Annotated in this window: 14 protein-coding genes; 4 read left to right on the top strand and 10 right to left on the bottom strand. The window is 57.6% G+C overall.

Going from position 1 to position 16034, the window contains the following annotated elements:
- From ACYVG8_RS10845 to ACYVG8_RS10835, 3 genes are all read right to left on the bottom strand, one after another.
- Positions 1-217, bottom strand: a 217-nt coding sequence (locus tag ACYVG8_RS10845) for a hypothetical protein (protein ID WP_460745789.1), incomplete at its 3' end; no start/stop codon positions are given.
- Between the two features lie 83 nt (positions 218-300).
- The gene (locus ACYVG8_RS10840; RefSeq protein WP_159075960.1) at positions 301-744 is read right to left on the bottom strand and encodes a hypothetical protein; all 444 of its coding nucleotides are present in this window, start codon (positions 742-744) and stop codon (positions 301-303) included.
- A gap of 81 nt (positions 745-825) precedes the next feature.
- Positions 826-1098, bottom strand: a complete 273-nt coding sequence (locus ACYVG8_RS10835) for an IS3 family transposase (protein ID WP_373280386.1) — start codon at positions 1096-1098, stop codon at positions 826-828.
- 536 nt (positions 1099-1634) lie between these two features.
- Here ACYVG8_RS10835 and ACYVG8_RS10830 point away from each other — a divergent pair.
- From ACYVG8_RS10830 to ACYVG8_RS10815, 4 genes are all read left to right on the top strand, one after another.
- Positions 1635-3155 carry a site-specific integrase gene (locus tag ACYVG8_RS10830; RefSeq protein WP_107889039.1) on the top strand — a complete coding sequence of 507 codons (1521 nt, stop codon included), beginning with the start codon at positions 1635-1637 and terminating at the stop codon, positions 3153-3155.
- Between the two features lie 88 nt (positions 3156-3243).
- Entirely contained in the window at positions 3244-6837 is a 3594-nt protein-coding gene (locus ACYVG8_RS10825; RefSeq protein WP_460745787.1) for a VPA1269 family protein, read from the top strand.
- Positions 6838-6839: 2 nt separating this feature from the next.
- Entirely contained in the window at positions 6840-7511 is a 672-nt protein-coding gene (locus tag ACYVG8_RS10820) for a hypothetical protein (RefSeq protein WP_159075959.1), read from the top strand.
- Between the two features lie 142 nt (positions 7512-7653).
- A complete protein-coding gene (locus ACYVG8_RS10815) occupies positions 7654-7815 on the top strand; it encodes a transposase (RefSeq protein WP_107889036.1) in 162 nt (53 codons plus the stop codon).
- Between the two features lie 212 nt (positions 7816-8027).
- Here ACYVG8_RS10815 and ACYVG8_RS10810 read toward each other — a convergent pair whose 3' ends face one another.
- From ACYVG8_RS10810 to ACYVG8_RS10780, 7 genes are all read right to left on the bottom strand, one after another.
- On the bottom strand, positions 8028-8435 hold the full coding sequence (locus ACYVG8_RS10810; RefSeq protein WP_460745785.1) for a hypothetical protein: 408 nt from the start codon (positions 8433-8435) through the stop codon (positions 8028-8030).
- Positions 8436-8536: 101 nt separating this feature from the next.
- Complete coding sequence (locus ACYVG8_RS10805; protein WP_107890301.1) at positions 8537-8917, bottom strand: MAPEG family protein; 381 nt, start codon at positions 8915-8917, stop codon at positions 8537-8539.
- A gap of 93 nt (positions 8918-9010) precedes the next feature.
- Positions 9011-10336, bottom strand: coding sequence for a WD40 repeat domain-containing protein (locus ACYVG8_RS10800; RefSeq protein WP_460745784.1), 1326 nt, complete (start codon positions 10334-10336; stop codon positions 9011-9013).
- Between the two features lie 67 nt (positions 10337-10403).
- Positions 10404-11777, bottom strand: coding sequence for a hypothetical protein (locus ACYVG8_RS10795; protein WP_460745782.1), 1374 nt, complete (start codon positions 11775-11777; stop codon positions 10404-10406).
- Positions 11778-11820: 43 nt separating this feature from the next.
- Positions 11821-13179 (bottom strand): hypothetical protein, encoded by a 1359-nt coding sequence (locus ACYVG8_RS10790; RefSeq protein WP_460745781.1) that lies wholly within the window; start codon positions 13177-13179, stop codon positions 11821-11823.
- A 36-nt stretch (positions 13180-13215) separates the two neighbouring features.
- Complete coding sequence (locus tag ACYVG8_RS10785) at positions 13216-14583, bottom strand: hypothetical protein (RefSeq protein WP_146745093.1); 1368 nt, start codon at positions 14581-14583, stop codon at positions 13216-13218.
- A 52-nt stretch (positions 14584-14635) separates the two neighbouring features.
- Complete coding sequence (locus tag ACYVG8_RS10780; protein WP_460745779.1) at positions 14636-15910, bottom strand: WD40 repeat domain-containing protein; 1275 nt, start codon at positions 15908-15910, stop codon at positions 14636-14638.
- Positions 15911-16034 lie beyond the last annotated feature (124 nt).

Genomic DNA, 16034 nt, shown 5'->3' with positions numbered 1-16034 from the left:
TCCGTTCGCCGTTGACCGTGCGCCAGGCTTCGACGTAGCGCGGCTGGCCCTTGCGCGGCGAGAATGCATCGGCTTCCGGCATCACCGAGCGACAGTCCAGCCAGCGGCACATGTCGGCGTCGGTGCTCAGTTCGTGTGGCAGCGGTGCTTCGTAAGATGACGCCTGGGCACAGGCCATCAGGACCAGTGCCGCCAATCCCAGCAGACGGGCAATCATGCAGGTCCCTCGCAGCGGTAATTCAGATGGCCTCAGGGTAATGCACTTGCCATGTCTGAAGCTTTGACCCGCATCAGACAGCCTTAGGACGCCGATTTTTTCGCTCGGGATTCTGCTGAGAATGGAAACTGATAGCGCTTGCCGCCGACCTCGATCGTCATCAGCCAGGCGCTGGAGCCGCTGACGCACACCGGCAGACCGACCTGCGCCTGCCAGTGGCCATCGGCGCGCCGGGTCGGGGTGAAGCGGGCGACGCCCATGGCCATGTCGGCCATTTCGAACAGCAGTACCGGTTGCGACGGCGCAACGATATCGACCACGAACGGCTGGTTGGCGCTGGGGGCCGACAGGGTGGCGATGCGCATGCCGTCGACGGTACAGCCCTGGCGCAGGCTGGCGCAGGACACCAGCACGTCTTCAACGGCGGCCGCAGCCGGCTGGCGCAGCATCAGCCAGCCAAACCAGGCCAGCGCTGTCGCGGCGGCAGCGAGCAGGGCAAGGCGCAACGGGAGGGCAGAGATCTTCATGCCGCTAGACTAGGGCAAAAGGCACAGGGAGCGGTGGCTTCCTTGCATTTTCTTGATCTTACTTAGTTGATCTCCTGTCGCCTAGACGTAGGTAAAGTCGGCCACCCATCTCAGGTTCGGTGCACTGGCAGTAAAGTCGCGATTTAGCACATTGGCGGCAATGGCATGGGCTGACCTGGGTCCCGCGTCGGACGGATGGCGACGACACTTGGCCCTGGCAACGATGTTTGCGTGGCGCATGAGATGCGCTACGCGATGCCTGCCGCCGTGCTTGCCCCAAGCGCGCAGATCCCACCATACCCGAGGACGATCGTACGTCCGGTCGCTGGTCAGAAAGCTCTCGTGGATACTCACTCATTGGCCCGCTGACGACCGTTGAGTGAGCGACCATACCACTAATAGAGGCCACTGCGCGCCACGCCCAGCGCTCGGCATAGCTCGCTGACCGACCAGACAGCCCGATGTCGGGCGATGAACGGATACTTCATGTCTGGTCCTTGGCAAAGTATCCGACCGCTTTTTTTAGTATGTCCCACTCGGTCTTGACCTTGGCGCAACTGCGCGATCTCCTGCTGCTGCGCGCTCTTGAGTGGCTTGGCCTCCACACATTTGTCCCAGCCATCGCTGTAAAACGCCTAGGTCCAGGCCCAAGTCCTGCCCAGATGCGATACGTTGATGCCGCACTGCTCAACCAGCCACGCCGCCTCGCGCTTGAGTTCGTTCTGTTTCGTGTCATCGCTTCGCTCTCCAAGCATGATCATGCTATCAGATCTGTCCGGAGGGATGGGGCAAGCCCAAGGTTGACTTAGCGCTTACTTCCATATGACTAACAAAGATACTATATCTTCTTAGCCAAGGTGGTTTAATCGAAGAAAAGGCTGAGCGCATAAATGTCCTGCGATCGTATAAAAAATGCCTTTCACGAGGTTGTCTATGTCCGCACTAGCCAATATTCAGGACGACTCTTCCCATTAGTCATTCTTGAAAATGGCCAGCCCGGTTATGTGATTAACACTTATATCCATTATCTTTTGATGCAAGGTGAGCAAGAGTCCACCCTGCAACAGAAAATTCAGGCTGTATGCCAACTCTATGAGTTCTGTAGAAGAAAATATGGAGATCATGAGCTTACAGAGAAGCAAATCAGGGCCCTGATCTATGATTTTGGTTCTGCCAAATTGCATGGTACGATCCAATCTGATGGGGGCGATCCGTTAAATCTATGGTGGCGCCCAGTCTTACCCCGTACATTAAAAAACACTCTTCGGCATATTGAAGATTTTGACTCATTTCAGGCCACCTTCTTCAAGGCAACCAGACTCAACCCTGCTGAGGTCACGTTCCAGTCTGCCTTTGAAAGATACATCGAGTTTAAAGCCCGCTCAATGTACGATCCATTTATTCATCTATTCCCTTCGCGTTCATCCGAGCAGTCTGTACACGCTTATCAGGTTCGCGAACACCGCCGCCAATCATTCCGACGCAGGCCAGAAAAGGTATTTCCGGCAGATTTCATTATCGACCTGATCGAACACACGGAAGAACCTCGTGACAAGATGCTGCTTCTACTGATGGCCTTTGGAGGGCTACGACGCAGCGAACCCCTACATCTATTCCATCAGGATGTAGTCGGCAGGTTCCGGGATACCGGTTCAGCCTGGATCGTCCTTGCTGATCCGGTATGTGGTACCACGACCTGGGAGGGTAAAGACGGGAACCCACACGTAGGAAGTCGAAGCGACTTCCTACGGCAAGAGCATGCCAACCTGCATTTACCTGTTGGTCACCCCTTACGGAACCTTCAACCACGGTGCCTGTACGGAAGGGGAGACCGTGGTCTGTATGTTGGATTTAAGGGGATGACTTTTAGCGGTCATGATAAGAACAATTTTGTGCATTGGCTCCATGAAGCAGCGGGAGTCATGTTCTGGCGAGTCTATGAAGAGTACGTAGAGCGACATTTCTACAGCAAGCCAATGCACTGGCCTTACCACCCCTTCCTATTCATCCGCCTTGATGCCGATGGTTATGGCATGCCTTTGACCTTGCCGGCAATCGATAAAATGTTTGCTCGTGCTACTGAACGAGTCGGTATCAATGGATATAGCTCCCACTCTCTGCGACACTTTTACGGGTATTACCTAGCGAGCGTATTGCGTAGACCTATCGAGGAAGCACAAGCATGTCTTCATCATGCTTCGATTCAGTCTACACAAGTTTATTATCGAACAGCACCAGAGACTATCCGTAAGGAAATATTAATGGCTGCCTATAATGTCATGAAGAAACCCATCCCTCTCTCGATCAATGAAGAAGGAATTTCTCCCTTGACAATTCCGACATCCTGGAATTGCAGCCAACATGAATTATTACTCCTTTCAACTTTGGTAATTAAGAAACGCCAACAATGACCGTCGAAATAAAAAAACCGCGTTCCTACCAATATCCGCAGCGGAGATCCATGAAGGATTTTGGTCAAAATCAAAAATTTTAGTTAATATGTCGAACCTCCCTATCTGGACTGGAGATAAAAACACCGATCAACTTGCCCATATATTGCAGTTCGAGGCAAATAGCGCATTTGATGATTTTTTCACCTCGATGGCAACACTTCTACTATCTCAGGATAATAAAAAAAAGCATAGTGCTGCCGTTGGGCATTCGCTAAAATCATATGGGGTTCGGACAAAACCTTTAGCAGAGTGGGCTAATGCAATGGTACCCATGCACCTAAATCGGTACCCTGATTATGCAAGAGCTTTTGAGGCGCTCCAGCGCAAAGTTGGAACCAAAAAAGAAGCTGTCAGTATTATCACTGAAATTTATAGAGATGCACTGAATAGCAAAGGGCATCAAGCAGTCCTGACTAGCGAATTTAGTTGCAGGATGGATTCACCTAGCGCGATGGTCAGAGTTGACTGGCCAGCTTGGTTCCAAGCATCCACAATTGAGGATATCATCAGTTGCTTACGATCCATCGTGGAATTTTCAGAACCTCAGTTTGTTGCCGGCAAAAGTGTCGAGCTTAAAAGAAAAACCATTCATCAATTGAGCTCAATATGTGAGCCAATACCTGTGACGCAATTGGAGTTTTCTATCGATCATGGCAATAGCCTAAATGCTAATTATTGTAATATAAAAGGCCTCCGTATTGCCGCAAAATGGGCGCTCACAACTCTAATACGTGAAGGCTATTTATTGTATCCCGTCGCATGGTATTCGATCAATCACAGCCAAATTTTGTATGAGCGAAAATGGTGGGGGAGCTTGGCGAAGTACCTACCTTTCGATCACAGCTGGTCTCGCAAATTGTTTTTTAGATTAATTTGCTCATCCAGCATAAAAAGCCCAAGAGATTTTTCAATTTCATTATGCCGTCAGTACAGCCCAAGCACAACAAGGCTTTCTGGGTCGATGGTTAAGGGTTTCTCCATAGCCATTCAGCGCTATCAAACAGAGCACCCTAGTAGTGATGTGTTTCCTCTCGGTGAAATTAATAATCGCAGAAAGATTCACCTCAAAGAAGAGGCTGATTTATTGCGCACACCTGATAACCTTCGCCAGGAGGGCCTACCAGATTGGGCTTTCGCAATGGAGGTCTTCAGTAAACATGCGAAGCTAACCCGAAGTGGCATACGCGAAGCAACTAAGTACTTGTTTGACTGGGCCAAGGAACAGGGGTTTGCCAATCCATGGATTATCGAGACTCGTCACCTTATTAACCCACTCAATTCTGAAGACGAAACTACATTTCATGCATACGTGCAGAGGCAAACTGCGACTGGCAAGCGAACTGGTTGGAACGGTGCGGGCCGATTCTACAAGGTCGTGATTAATGCCCTCCGCCCTTTGCCAGAATTTGATATGGTTATTCAAAGCAATCCTTTTTTTGGCATCTCTAATCCTTTTCGAAATGTAAAGAGAAAGACACCACTTGGAAAAACATTTCGGCGGCTCATCCCGCCATATCTCCTGGCCTCGATGCTTGAAACTTTACTGGACTGCGATGAGCACGGTGTCCCACAGTACACTTGGGTAAAAGAGCGATTTCCAGTCGATACTGCTGAACGGTACAACTGCGCTACCAAGCAGTACGAGATGGTCTGGCACCCCGCCCGTGCAAGATGTATGGCTATTCTTCTTTTGATTCCTTTGCGAAGTAAGCAAGCTCGTTGGCTAGATCAAGGGCTAATGGATACCGAACGGTGGAATATTGCAATAAGCCAGTGGTGTGAAAACGATCATCCCCTTCGAGAATATCATTATGCCAACGGAAAAACTCATGCCCAGATGTACGGAAGACCCAGCGGGGTTTTACAGCCTCTAGATAGTTTGCTCGGAGGTAACTCCGATCACATTGGCTTATTTGTCAGCACAAATAAAACTCAGATATGGAACCCTGAGCAGAGAACGGGTTATGCCATTCCCTGGCCGGATGGTAAGGAACTCTTGCAGTCTTCCGATGAGCGGCTGCAAAAGCAGGGACGCCAGCTTGGGCTTGTGTACCAATTAATCAAGGAGCAAATCATATGGATGGAGGCCTATGACCCTAACCCGTTGCCAGTTAATTTTTCCGATGACGATGAAGATTTTGGCGAGGACACGATTAAAGCGTTACCGGTATTCTGCCCTATCTTTCGAGACCTAATATCACCAGCAACTCGCAATTACACCGAGTCGGTGTATGTGCCGATCTCAAAACAAAAGCTGTTTGCTTTGTTCCATGCCCTTGCCGCAGAAACCGAAGATCGGCTTATTGCCAGAGGTTATGACAAAGATAGCCTTGGTCTAACAACTCAAGTTCGAAATCGCGACAGTATGATTCAACTTGGTAGAGCCGAATCATTACGCAGATGTGTGTATGACATACATAGCTTACGTGTTGCCGGCATTACCAACTTGCTCGAAATGGGAGTACCTGCACACATTGTCAGTGAATTCATCGCGGGGCATATGGCTCTTGTAATGACGTTGCATTATGCTAAATTCCAGCCCTTGAAGCTTCGGCAGAAAATTTTAGACTGCTTTAGTGAACCAGGCGCAATCCAGAGATTTGAGCAAGTGCTGGAGAAACAGGGGCCAACAGTCACCGGGCTATTGGTGAAAAACCAGCGATTTGATCTGGACATGCAGGCCGATCAAGCGTTTTCCTTTGAATTTAAGGGTGCGTGGCGCTATGTGAACGGAGGGGTATGCCCCGGTGCACTTTGTTCTGAAGGAGGTATCAAGGTCATTGAAGAAGGCAAATGGACCAAACGTACAATTGTCGAAGTGCCTGGCGGCCCGGAATCCTGTGGTAATTGCCGGTTCTTTATGACTAGCCCAGCTTTTTTAGTCCCGCAAATGCTAGCCGCCAATTCTATTATGCTTCAGTTACGGGAGCTTGGTCGGCACCGGAAACGCCTGTGGGATGATCGCGCCGAATTGGAAATGAAGGTTTTTGAAGGCAAGGTAACTGGCTGTGACAAGCAGGAGCTTACTACGATCCAAGCTGAACTGGAGCGGATTGATCGGAAGATCGAACCTTTAGTCCTTGAATGGTACAACCGTTACGAAATGTTCCGAGAGTCCCAGGAGCTCATGCCAGTTTGGGATCGGCTGTCAGGTAAAGGCGGACATCGTTCACCACTAGCTCTGTATGGCTCAGACGATGCTGTGTCCATGTCTGCGGCACTTGACCCACATGGCTCGGAATATTCCTTGGTGAAAGAAATCATCAGCCAGTCTGAATTGCTGGGTGGTCGACGAGCTATTAGCGAGCTTGCCGAACACAAGTTGCGAGAGTTCGTTGATCGGTTGTTGGTTCACGAAAACGTAAAGGACTTACTGCTAACAATCCCTGATGCCAAACAACGCCGGAAAGCTGCTTTAATGTTGTCAGATGCTCTTGATGTATTGGCGGGAGGTGTTTCAGTTGTCGGTATGGCGCTTGAAGCAGGCGACGCGTTACATTTGGCGCCCGAGTCACAAGGCATTTTGCGAAACCTTGCGGCCAAGCTGGCCGAGGACAACTGGGCGGAGATCGATAAATACAAAGCCTCACAGTGGCTTCCTGAAGAGGGTTACACATCGGGTTCTAAGGGAGGGAAGTAAGAATGCAAGCAGAACCAACTGCAGATGCCCTGTTCGCGTCGCTTCGGGATGAAGCTGGAGCAAAATTTGTACAGGCATTAGAAAAAATCAAGGGCGCCTGCGATGCTATCGTCGCAGCTAACGGCACTCTGACATACAGTCAGGTTGGGAAAGTCGCTGTTCAACTGTATGGCGGCCCGAAGGTCCAAAGCATCCTCAACAATGCGAAGCACAAGGCCTACATTGATGCCAGAAAACGCGAGCTTTCATTTGCTTGGCGATTAGGACAAAGTGAACCAGCATCGAAACTTTCAGACACGAAACGCTACCCAGCAGACAGTCTAGACTACAAAACTCGCCGTTATATTGATGACCTGCGACAGCGCAACAGCTTACTTGAAGCTGCGATGCGCGAGTTAAAAAAACAAGTCCTGAAGGCAACAGAACGAAAACCATTGGACCTCTCTGCCATGCTAGCTGCACAGCCAAGCGTCGAAGGGTTAGTGGCGATAAAGAAGGCCGAAGAATTCACCGTTACAGAGGATGCTAAGGAGGCTATACGGATCCTCATTGAAGAATTGCCCAAGCTGTTTCCGGAGATCGAAGTATATCAAAGTAAAGCCTTGAGATTGCGAACAGGTGAATGGCTTTTGGCTCCCGCACAATATGCGGCACTGAAAGCGTTGCGCGGCTAGGCGTGGCAATGGCACCGATTATTGACTTTGCTGCATAAACCAGGGCTTGAGCCCGTCCGGTAGGATGACTGCATGAGCAAACTACTCCTTCCCAAGAACCAAACCATCAAATGTCTCTTTGGCCTGCCGCTACGCCAAAAGCATGGAGCGTCTGCCTGGACTGAACTCGGTCATCCCCAATTTCAGCATGCACTCCCGCCGCCAGAACGACCTGCAGGTACGTATTCCAGAGAAAAGAAAGCAGAATTGTCTGTATCTCCTAGTGGATAGCACCAGCATCAAGATGATGGGCGATGGCGAGTGAAGGTGAAAAGGTATGGAGCTGACTACCACCGCAATGGTGCAAGCTGCATCCGGGAGTGGATGCTCAGACGCTGGAAATTCGAGCAATGGAAGTTAATGACAAACGCATAAGTGATGCCACGATGTTGCCAAAATTGCTATCGCAAATTTAAAAAGTATATTAAGTATAATAAATTCGGATTAATACTTATTCTAGGCACCCGAATTATATTGCTAGGGTTCAATTAGTATGTGAGTTGGGTGGTATTCACGCAACGGCCGCAGCACCATCAGGAACAGCCCGGCGGCAAAGTTGGCCAGCAGGCCGGACCAGGCCACGCCAATGGCCAGGCCGGCCGCCGCCAGTACGGCCGCGAAGGTGGTGGTCGCGATGCCGAGCACCGACAGCACGGCAATGAACAGCAGCAGTTTCAGGAATACGTTGAAGGATGCTTCAAGATAACGCGCCAGCGTGGTGTCGATCTTCCGCACTGTCATCATCCGCGCAAAAGCCGCACGCAGTCCCCTGATGACGAAACCGCCAATCCACCACAGCAGCAGCGCCCCGATCAGCTTCCACGCAATCGGCAGCAGGTTGGCGATCACAACCGCCTGTATCGACGACAGGGACAACGTTTCCATGTGCCTCTCCCCCCGGATCCATCAAGTCAGATAGTTAATACTGCTTGTTGTAGGCAACCCGTTGGCAGGCGCAAGCCCGATTTGCCTGGCCGGTATGCACCTCAGGCAAACACGCGCATCAACCCGAGCAGTGCAGCCAGCAGCAGCGCCAGCCAGGTCAGCAGGATGCCCAGCACGCGCGGTGGATTCGGGGCCGGCATGGCAATGCCGAACGGGTGCAGTATGCGCCCGGCCAGCAGCATGGCGCCCACGGCATGCAGCCACGGCGCCGACACGCCCGCCGCTTCATCCAGTGCCAGCAGCAGCAGGGCCAGCGGCACGTATTCGGCAAAATTGCCATGTGCCCGCATCGCGGCACGCAGCGGCGGCTGGTCGCCGTCACCCAGACTGACGAGACAGCGGCGACGCTGTCGCGACACATTGCATGACAGCAGCAGATAGACCAGCGTCAGCAGGCAGGCGTAAGCAAGCGAAATCGTCATGGCAACCTTCCAGATGGAATACCCGGCAGCGAGCATGCCACAAGCAGGTCGCCGGCAACAGTTTCCGGAAACCTGCGGCCAGCGCAACACGGATCACAGATCCATCGTGTGCATGGCCAGTGTCACCTCGCGGCCGATGCGCTGCCGGAAGACGGTGCAGACCCGATCGAACCCGTCAAAGCTGGTGTGCGGCTGCAACGAGACGCCGGTGACCGGCAGATTTCCCCGGGCCATCACAGGGGCGCTGCCCGCGGCGCCCTGTCGCAGATCGAATATCTGCAGCGCGCCATCCTCATAGGCAATCGCCACCAGCCGGTTCAGCAGCGAGAATGCGATGCTCTCCGGCCGCATGGCCCCGCTCTGACCGGTCCGGGGAGGGATATCCCGCGGCAGCCTCGTTTCGCGCCCGTTGCCCAGGTCCTGCAGCACAATGTCATTGCAATCCCCCTCCCCGATGCACGAGCACGAACGCATCAGGAAGCGTTCATCGGGAGACAGCCGGAACAGGGCGTGATTGCCGCCCGCGAACGAATACAGCGTCACGTCTCCGTCCCGGCTGAATGCATAGCCCCGCGTATACGAGCCGACAAACAGGCGGCCGTCGTCCGCGACCGAGATCTGGAACAGATTGGCATCGCTGATGCGGGCATCCAGGCTGACCTGATCCCGTTCGCGGTCGTAGCATTGCAGGCGGGTTTCGCCCGGACCAGCCGTGTTGCTGGTCGCGATCGCCACGAAACGTCCGCTGCGCGACAAGTCCACCGTGTGCGGTGTAGTGGAGCGCGCCATCGGCAGACGGACCAGCTGCCTGCTGTCCGTGTGGTAATAGTGCAGTTCCCTGTCCGCATTCATCAACAGCCAGCAATCCGGCGGCGGCCGAAGAAAATGCTTGCTGCTGTTGATCCGGGGTATGGCGGCGGCGGTCCGAAAGCCGTCGGGCAGCGTCAGGGGCATTATCTGCCCGGCCCGGACCACATACTTCGCCACCAGAAGGCTCTGCACATCCTGTCCCCAGACGATGACCCGTCCGTCTCGCGTCAGCGCGCGAGTGGCCAGGTCCAGCATCCTGACCCGGGATTCGACGGGATGCTGCACCCTTTCGCCGGCCCGTCCGGCAACAGGCAGGCGGCCCGCATGATGCAGGCTGGCCAGGCAGGCGGCAGCGTGGAAGCCGCTGTCGGCCCATGGCTGCGCGGCAGGATGGCAGCGGAGGGTGCGCAGATCCCCGGCCGCCACTGACGGGTCCTCCTCCTGCCGGATCAGCGCCAGCGCCGCCCGTTCCATCATCCTCGGCGTAACGGCGTCAAGGAACACCGAGGACACCGATTGCACCCTCCCCAGGTCCGCCAGTGACAGGTATTGCGCCACCAGGGACCACTCGTCGGATCGCCGGGCCAGTGCCGGCAGGTTCAATGGCATATCGAGAGGTGGCATGATGGTTTCCTGTGCGGGAGTAAAACAAGCCGTGCGAAGCGAGGCCGGCCACTCAGTCCGGAGCAGCCAGGCCGAGATGGAGTGTGTGCCGCCCCAGCGACAGCCCCCGGTCCGACCGGTAGCCAAACACCGTATGGACCTGATCGAATCCGCTCATCCTGATGATCAGCCGCTCCAGCCGTTCAATACAGCACAACTCCGCCCGTGCCAGCCGGCGGGCGCCATGGGCATCCTCGTGGCGCAGGTCGAACACCAGGATCAGCCCGTCGTGATAGGCAACGGCCGCCAGCGCATTCAGCGCCGAGAACGCGATGCTGGCAGGCTTGCGGCATTGCTGCCCCGGCCTGACCGGCTCCATGCGCGGGAGAAAAACGTAATGCCCGCTACGCTGGTCGTCCAGCAGCAGACTCCCGCCATCCAGACCGGGCCGGATCAGGAAGCGCTCGTCCGGTGACAGGCGGAACACGGTCTCAGTCAGGCAGGACGGGTCCGGCACCAGTGGATACGGATAGGGCTGGGGCCGGGCCCCGGGGCCGGGGCCGGTGTCGATTGCATAGCCGCTCAGCGGCGAGCCCACAAAGATCCTGCCGCTTTCCGACACCGAAATCTGGGCCGGCCAGCAATCCGCGATCAGGGTGTCGGTGCTCAGGCAATCCCGCACCCGGTCGTAGCACTTGACCAGGCAGCCGCCGTCACTGCGCCAGGTCGCCATCGCAACGCACCGCCGGTGCGCAGACATGGCGGCCATGAAGAGGCGGCCTTCCCCCCCAGGCAACGACAACGGCAACGGCGTGAGCGTCTCCGTATCCAGGCAATAGAGGGACGGGACACACTGCAGGTCGCCGATCAGCAGGCCGGCAGGCCTGGGCGTCAGGAATGCCTTGGCCGCCCCGATGCCCCCGGCCCCGCAGGGATAGGGGGCATAGCCGTCGGGCAACGAGAGTGGCAGCTGCTGCGTGTCGCCAACCAGGTGCCGGGCGACGCGGTGCTGTTCCAGGTCGAAATGCCAGGCGATGGCGCGTCCGTCCTGGACCTGCGGCAACAGGTCGAACCGGTGCATGATGCCGGGCAGGGCAATGGACGCCTGCTGCATGGCCAGGCTGCCTTCGCCGGCCTCGCGACATACATGCCACAGGCTCGCCATGCATGCCGTCGCATACAGCCCCTTGTCCGCCCATTGCCGTGTCGCCGGGTGGAAGCGGAACTGACGCAGGTCGTCGCCCGACACGGCATTGCCTTCCTCGCGCCGGATCAGGTCCAGCGCTGCCCGTTCCATCATTGTCGGTGTCACCGCATCCCGGCACGCCGTGGAGACGGCACACAGACGCCCCAGATCGGCCAGCGACAGAAACTGCGCCACCGATGGCCACTCATCGGCCCGCCGGATCAGGCCGGGCAGTATCGACGGCACGCCAGTCAGCGGCATGACATCCCCCGCCACGAGTGGCAGGCCGCCACGGCACCCTTCATCAGGCTGCCCCGCCCTGCGCGAGTGACAGGGTATGCAGGCTCAGCCGGGCACCCTGCGCCGTCCGGTGGGAAAAAATCGTCTGCACCACATTGAATCCATCAAAGCGGACTGCCACCTCTCGCAGCGGCTGCTCGACCGGTATCCCTGCGGTTGCCAGCACCCTCGCCTCTTCCGCCATGTCCCGCCGCAGGTCGAAAACCTGGATCAGACCGTCCTCATACACGACGGCGACCAGCGCATTCAGGATCGAGAAGGCCAGGCGCAGCGCGTGCGCGCCAAACGGCGGCTCGGGGGCCGCTCCGCGAGGCAGCCGGATCTGCCGCTCGCCATCTTCCAGAATCAGGTCGCCAATGTTCCGCCCGACCCTCATGTCGGACCGGACCAGAAACTGTTCATCCGGCGAACACAGGTAGGTATTCCTGGTCGAGTCCACCAGCTCGACATGGCAATCGTGCCGGAAAGCCTCGACTTCTCCCGACGGCAGGATCAGGAAATCTCCCTGAAACCCGGCACCAAACACCCGGCCGTCACTGGCCACCGACAGCTGGTGCACCATGCAGTCGGCAAACCGGTAACTCGCATACATCCGGTCACGGTCACGGTCATAGCAATCCACGGTGCAACTGTTATCGGCGTCATGCTCGATCGCGGCCACGAAACGCCCGCTGGACGAGCAGGCAGCGATCAGGATGCCTGTCTGTTGTCCCCGCAACGGCAACGAGACCAGTTCTCCGGTATCCGCACGGTACAGGAAGAGCTCATGGTGCAGATTGCCAAGCACCCCCCAGCCTGCCTGCGGGACAAGGAACTGCCTTGCCGCCCCCATGCTGTTGAGCGAATTCCGGAAGGGCACCAGCCCAGCGGGAAGCTGCAATGGCGCCCATGGTCGGGAACTGACGATCAGTCGCTGTGACCGCTGGCTGTCGGGATCGATATACCAGGCGATGACCTGCCCGTCGCGGGCCTGCGGCATCAGGTCAAGGAGATGGGTGGAACCGGGCAGCTCGATCCGTTCCTCGCGGGTACCGGCATGGCCGGCCCGTGTTCCGGTGCGCACCAGGTGCAGACTCGCCACGCATGCCGTCGCATACCGCCCGGCCTCGACCCACTCACGGGTTGCCGGATGAAAGCGAAAGTCGCGCAGGTCTTCGGCCGATACCGTCGCGCCCTCCTCCAGGCGGATCAGGTCCATCGCAGCCCGCTCCATCATGCCCGGCGTGACCGCATCGCGGCATGTCGTCGACACGGCACGCAAGCGCCCCAGATCCGCCAGCGACAGATATTGCGCCACATACGGCCATTCGTACGGCCGCCGGGCCAGCGTCGACAGCATGGATGGCCATTCATCAAGCGGCATGCACCCTCCCCGGGATCAGTGAATTGTGCGGCAGGGTCAGCCGTGCTCATGCCGGCCAAGGAACAGGACATGCCTGCCCAGCCGGGGGCCGTGCTCCGTCCGGTAGGAGAAAATCGTGCTCACCTGACCGAACCCGTCAAACCGGATCGCCGCATCACCAAGCCGATGCCCGCACGACACGACCGCCGTTGCCCGCACGGGCGCCCCCTGCTCCGTCGCCTGCTGCAGGTCGAACACCTGGATCAGGCCGTCCTGGTACACCACGGCGGCAAATGCATTCAGCACCGAAAATGCAATGCCTATGGGGTAGATGCCAGACTGGTCGGGCAGGGGCGCCTCCCCGCGCGGCAGCGGGATCCATTGCCCGTCGTGCGTCAGGGAGAGGTCGCCAATGCCGCGCCCGACCCGCATGTCGGACTGGATCAGGAAATGCTCGTCTGCAGAAATCCGGTAGATCGTTCTGCCGACCTCCTCCGGCCCGACAGGGCGCTCATGCGGGCAGAACACCATTTCGCCGGACGGTTGCAGGCACAGGTTGCCCTGATGGCCGGCAATGAATACCTGTCCGTCACCGGCGACCGACACCTGGTGGTGGGGCAGGCTGCCGGCAAGCCGGATATTCACGAAAAATCGGTCTCCCTCGCGGTCGTAGCACTGCACCACCGTGTCTTCACCCTCGCTGCTGTACTCGACCATGGCCACGAAGCGGCCATTGCACGAGCAGGCGGCAAGCAGGCTGCTATCCGGCCTCCGCACCAGCGGCAGGGCGACCTGTGCTCCCGTTTCCGCCTGGTACAGATGAAGCTCGCGCGCAGGGTTCGTTACCACCCGCCAGTCCGCCAGCGGCACAAGAAACTGCCTGGTCGTGCTTATGCACCCCATGCTGTTCCAGTGCGGGATCAGCCCGCCGGGCAACGACAGCGGCTGCCACGGTTCATTGCTGACGATCATCCAGCGCGCCCGGAGACTGTCAGGGTCGGCGTACCAGACAATCACGCGTCCGTCGCGGGGCTGCGGTATCAGACCGAGGCCATGCAGGGTACCGGGCAGATCGATGGCTTCCTGGCGCACGCTGACCTGCCCGGCCTCCATCTCGGCACGCACGTGGTACAGGCTTGCCACGCATGCCGTCGCGTGCAGCCCGGCATCGACCCATGCCCGGGTCGCCGGATGGACACGGAACCCTTGCAGATTCCCCGCCGAGACGGCGCGGCCTTCTTCCTGCCGGATCCGCTCCAGTGCCGCCCGCTCCATCATGCCCGGCGTAACGGCATCCCGGAGCGTCGTCGACACCGAGCGCACGCGCCCCAGATCTGCCAGCGACAGATACTGCGCCAGATACGGCCACTCATCAGGGCGGCAGACAAAATCCGTCAATGTCAAAGGCATTGAAATGGACAGCATGATCACTCCTTATGAGTATTGTGGCATCAGCTGCCACGGGGCCATGTTCCGGTCAGACCGAACCGTGCTGGCCGAGATACAGGGTGTGCCTGCCCAGCGAGGACGCATCCGGACCCAGCAACGTCGTGCACACCCGGTCAAATCCGTCAAAACAGATCTGCGGCTGCATCAATCCGCCCGGCCAGGGAAAATCCGCTTCCGCCGCGACCTGGGCACCCCATGCATCCTTGCGCAGCAGATCGAACACCCTGATCACGCCATCGTAATAAACGACAGCCGCCAGGGCATTCAGGCTGGAGAACGCCATACCGGCCGGATAAGTCGAACAGCCATGCGGCCGGCATGGCGTCGCGCGGGGCAGAACGCACCGGGTGCCGTCTTTCATGTCTTCCAGGACGATGTCGCCACATTCACTGCTCTGACCCAGACCGGAGCGGATCAGGAAGCGCCCGTCCGGGGACAGCTGGAACAGGCTGTTCAACCGGTATCCGTACGGGAATGGCTCCGGTTCGTCACCGGCCCGGAACAGATAGCCGCGCTGCTGCGCGCCGGCAAATACGCAGCCATCGTCGCCCACCGAAAGCTGGCACAGCATGCGATCGGCAATCCGCCGGTCCACGCTGATGCTGTGCTGTTCGCGGTCAAAGCACGACACCCGCCCCTCCTGCCCGCATGACGCCACCGCCACGAAACGGCCGTTGGCGGAAAGGGCGGCCATGAACGGGGCGGCCACCGGCGGGAACGGAAGGGGAATCAGCTCCCTTGTTCCGGCATGAAAGAGATGGCACGCATTCAACCGGCTCGAGAGCACCCACCAGTCCGGCGGAGGCGAAAGAAAATGTCGCGACACATGAATCCCCCCCATGTTCAGGGTGCCGAAGCAGGGTTCGAGCCCGTCGGGCAGCTGCAGCGGCATCACCTGCCCCGGTCCGACGAGGTACCGGACCAGAGGCTGGCCGACAAGACCCGAATGGAGCGCGACGGCCCGCCCGTCCCGGGTCTGGCTCGTGCCGGCCAGCCGCAGCATGCCGCCCGGCAGCGCGATGGTGCTGTTCCGGGCATCGATCTTCCCGGCCTCCGTTTCCTTGACCACGTAGTGCAGACTGGCAACGCAGGCTGCCGCGTAGTGTCCGGCATCCGCCCATGTCCGCGCCGACGGATGGCAACGAAGATGATGCAGTTCCTCGACCGATACCCGCTCCCCCTCCTGCCGCCGGATAAAAGCCAGCGCCGCCTGGTCGATCAGGCCGGGCGTCACCAATTCGTTGAGTGACGCGGATACGGAACGCAGGCGCCCGAGATCCGCCAGTGACAGCAGGCGCAACACTGCCCGTCCCTCGTCCCGGCCGATCAGTTGTGAAAGAAAGGATGGTGACGGCACGCTGGAAAGAGCCTGCATGGTAGAACCTCCTGATGGGTGAACGGGGGGCCGCAGGGGCGGCAGTCCGCAT

It is taken from the genome of Microvirgula curvata, assembly GCF_054781615.1.
This window is presented reverse-complemented; position numbering and strand designations above follow the sequence as displayed.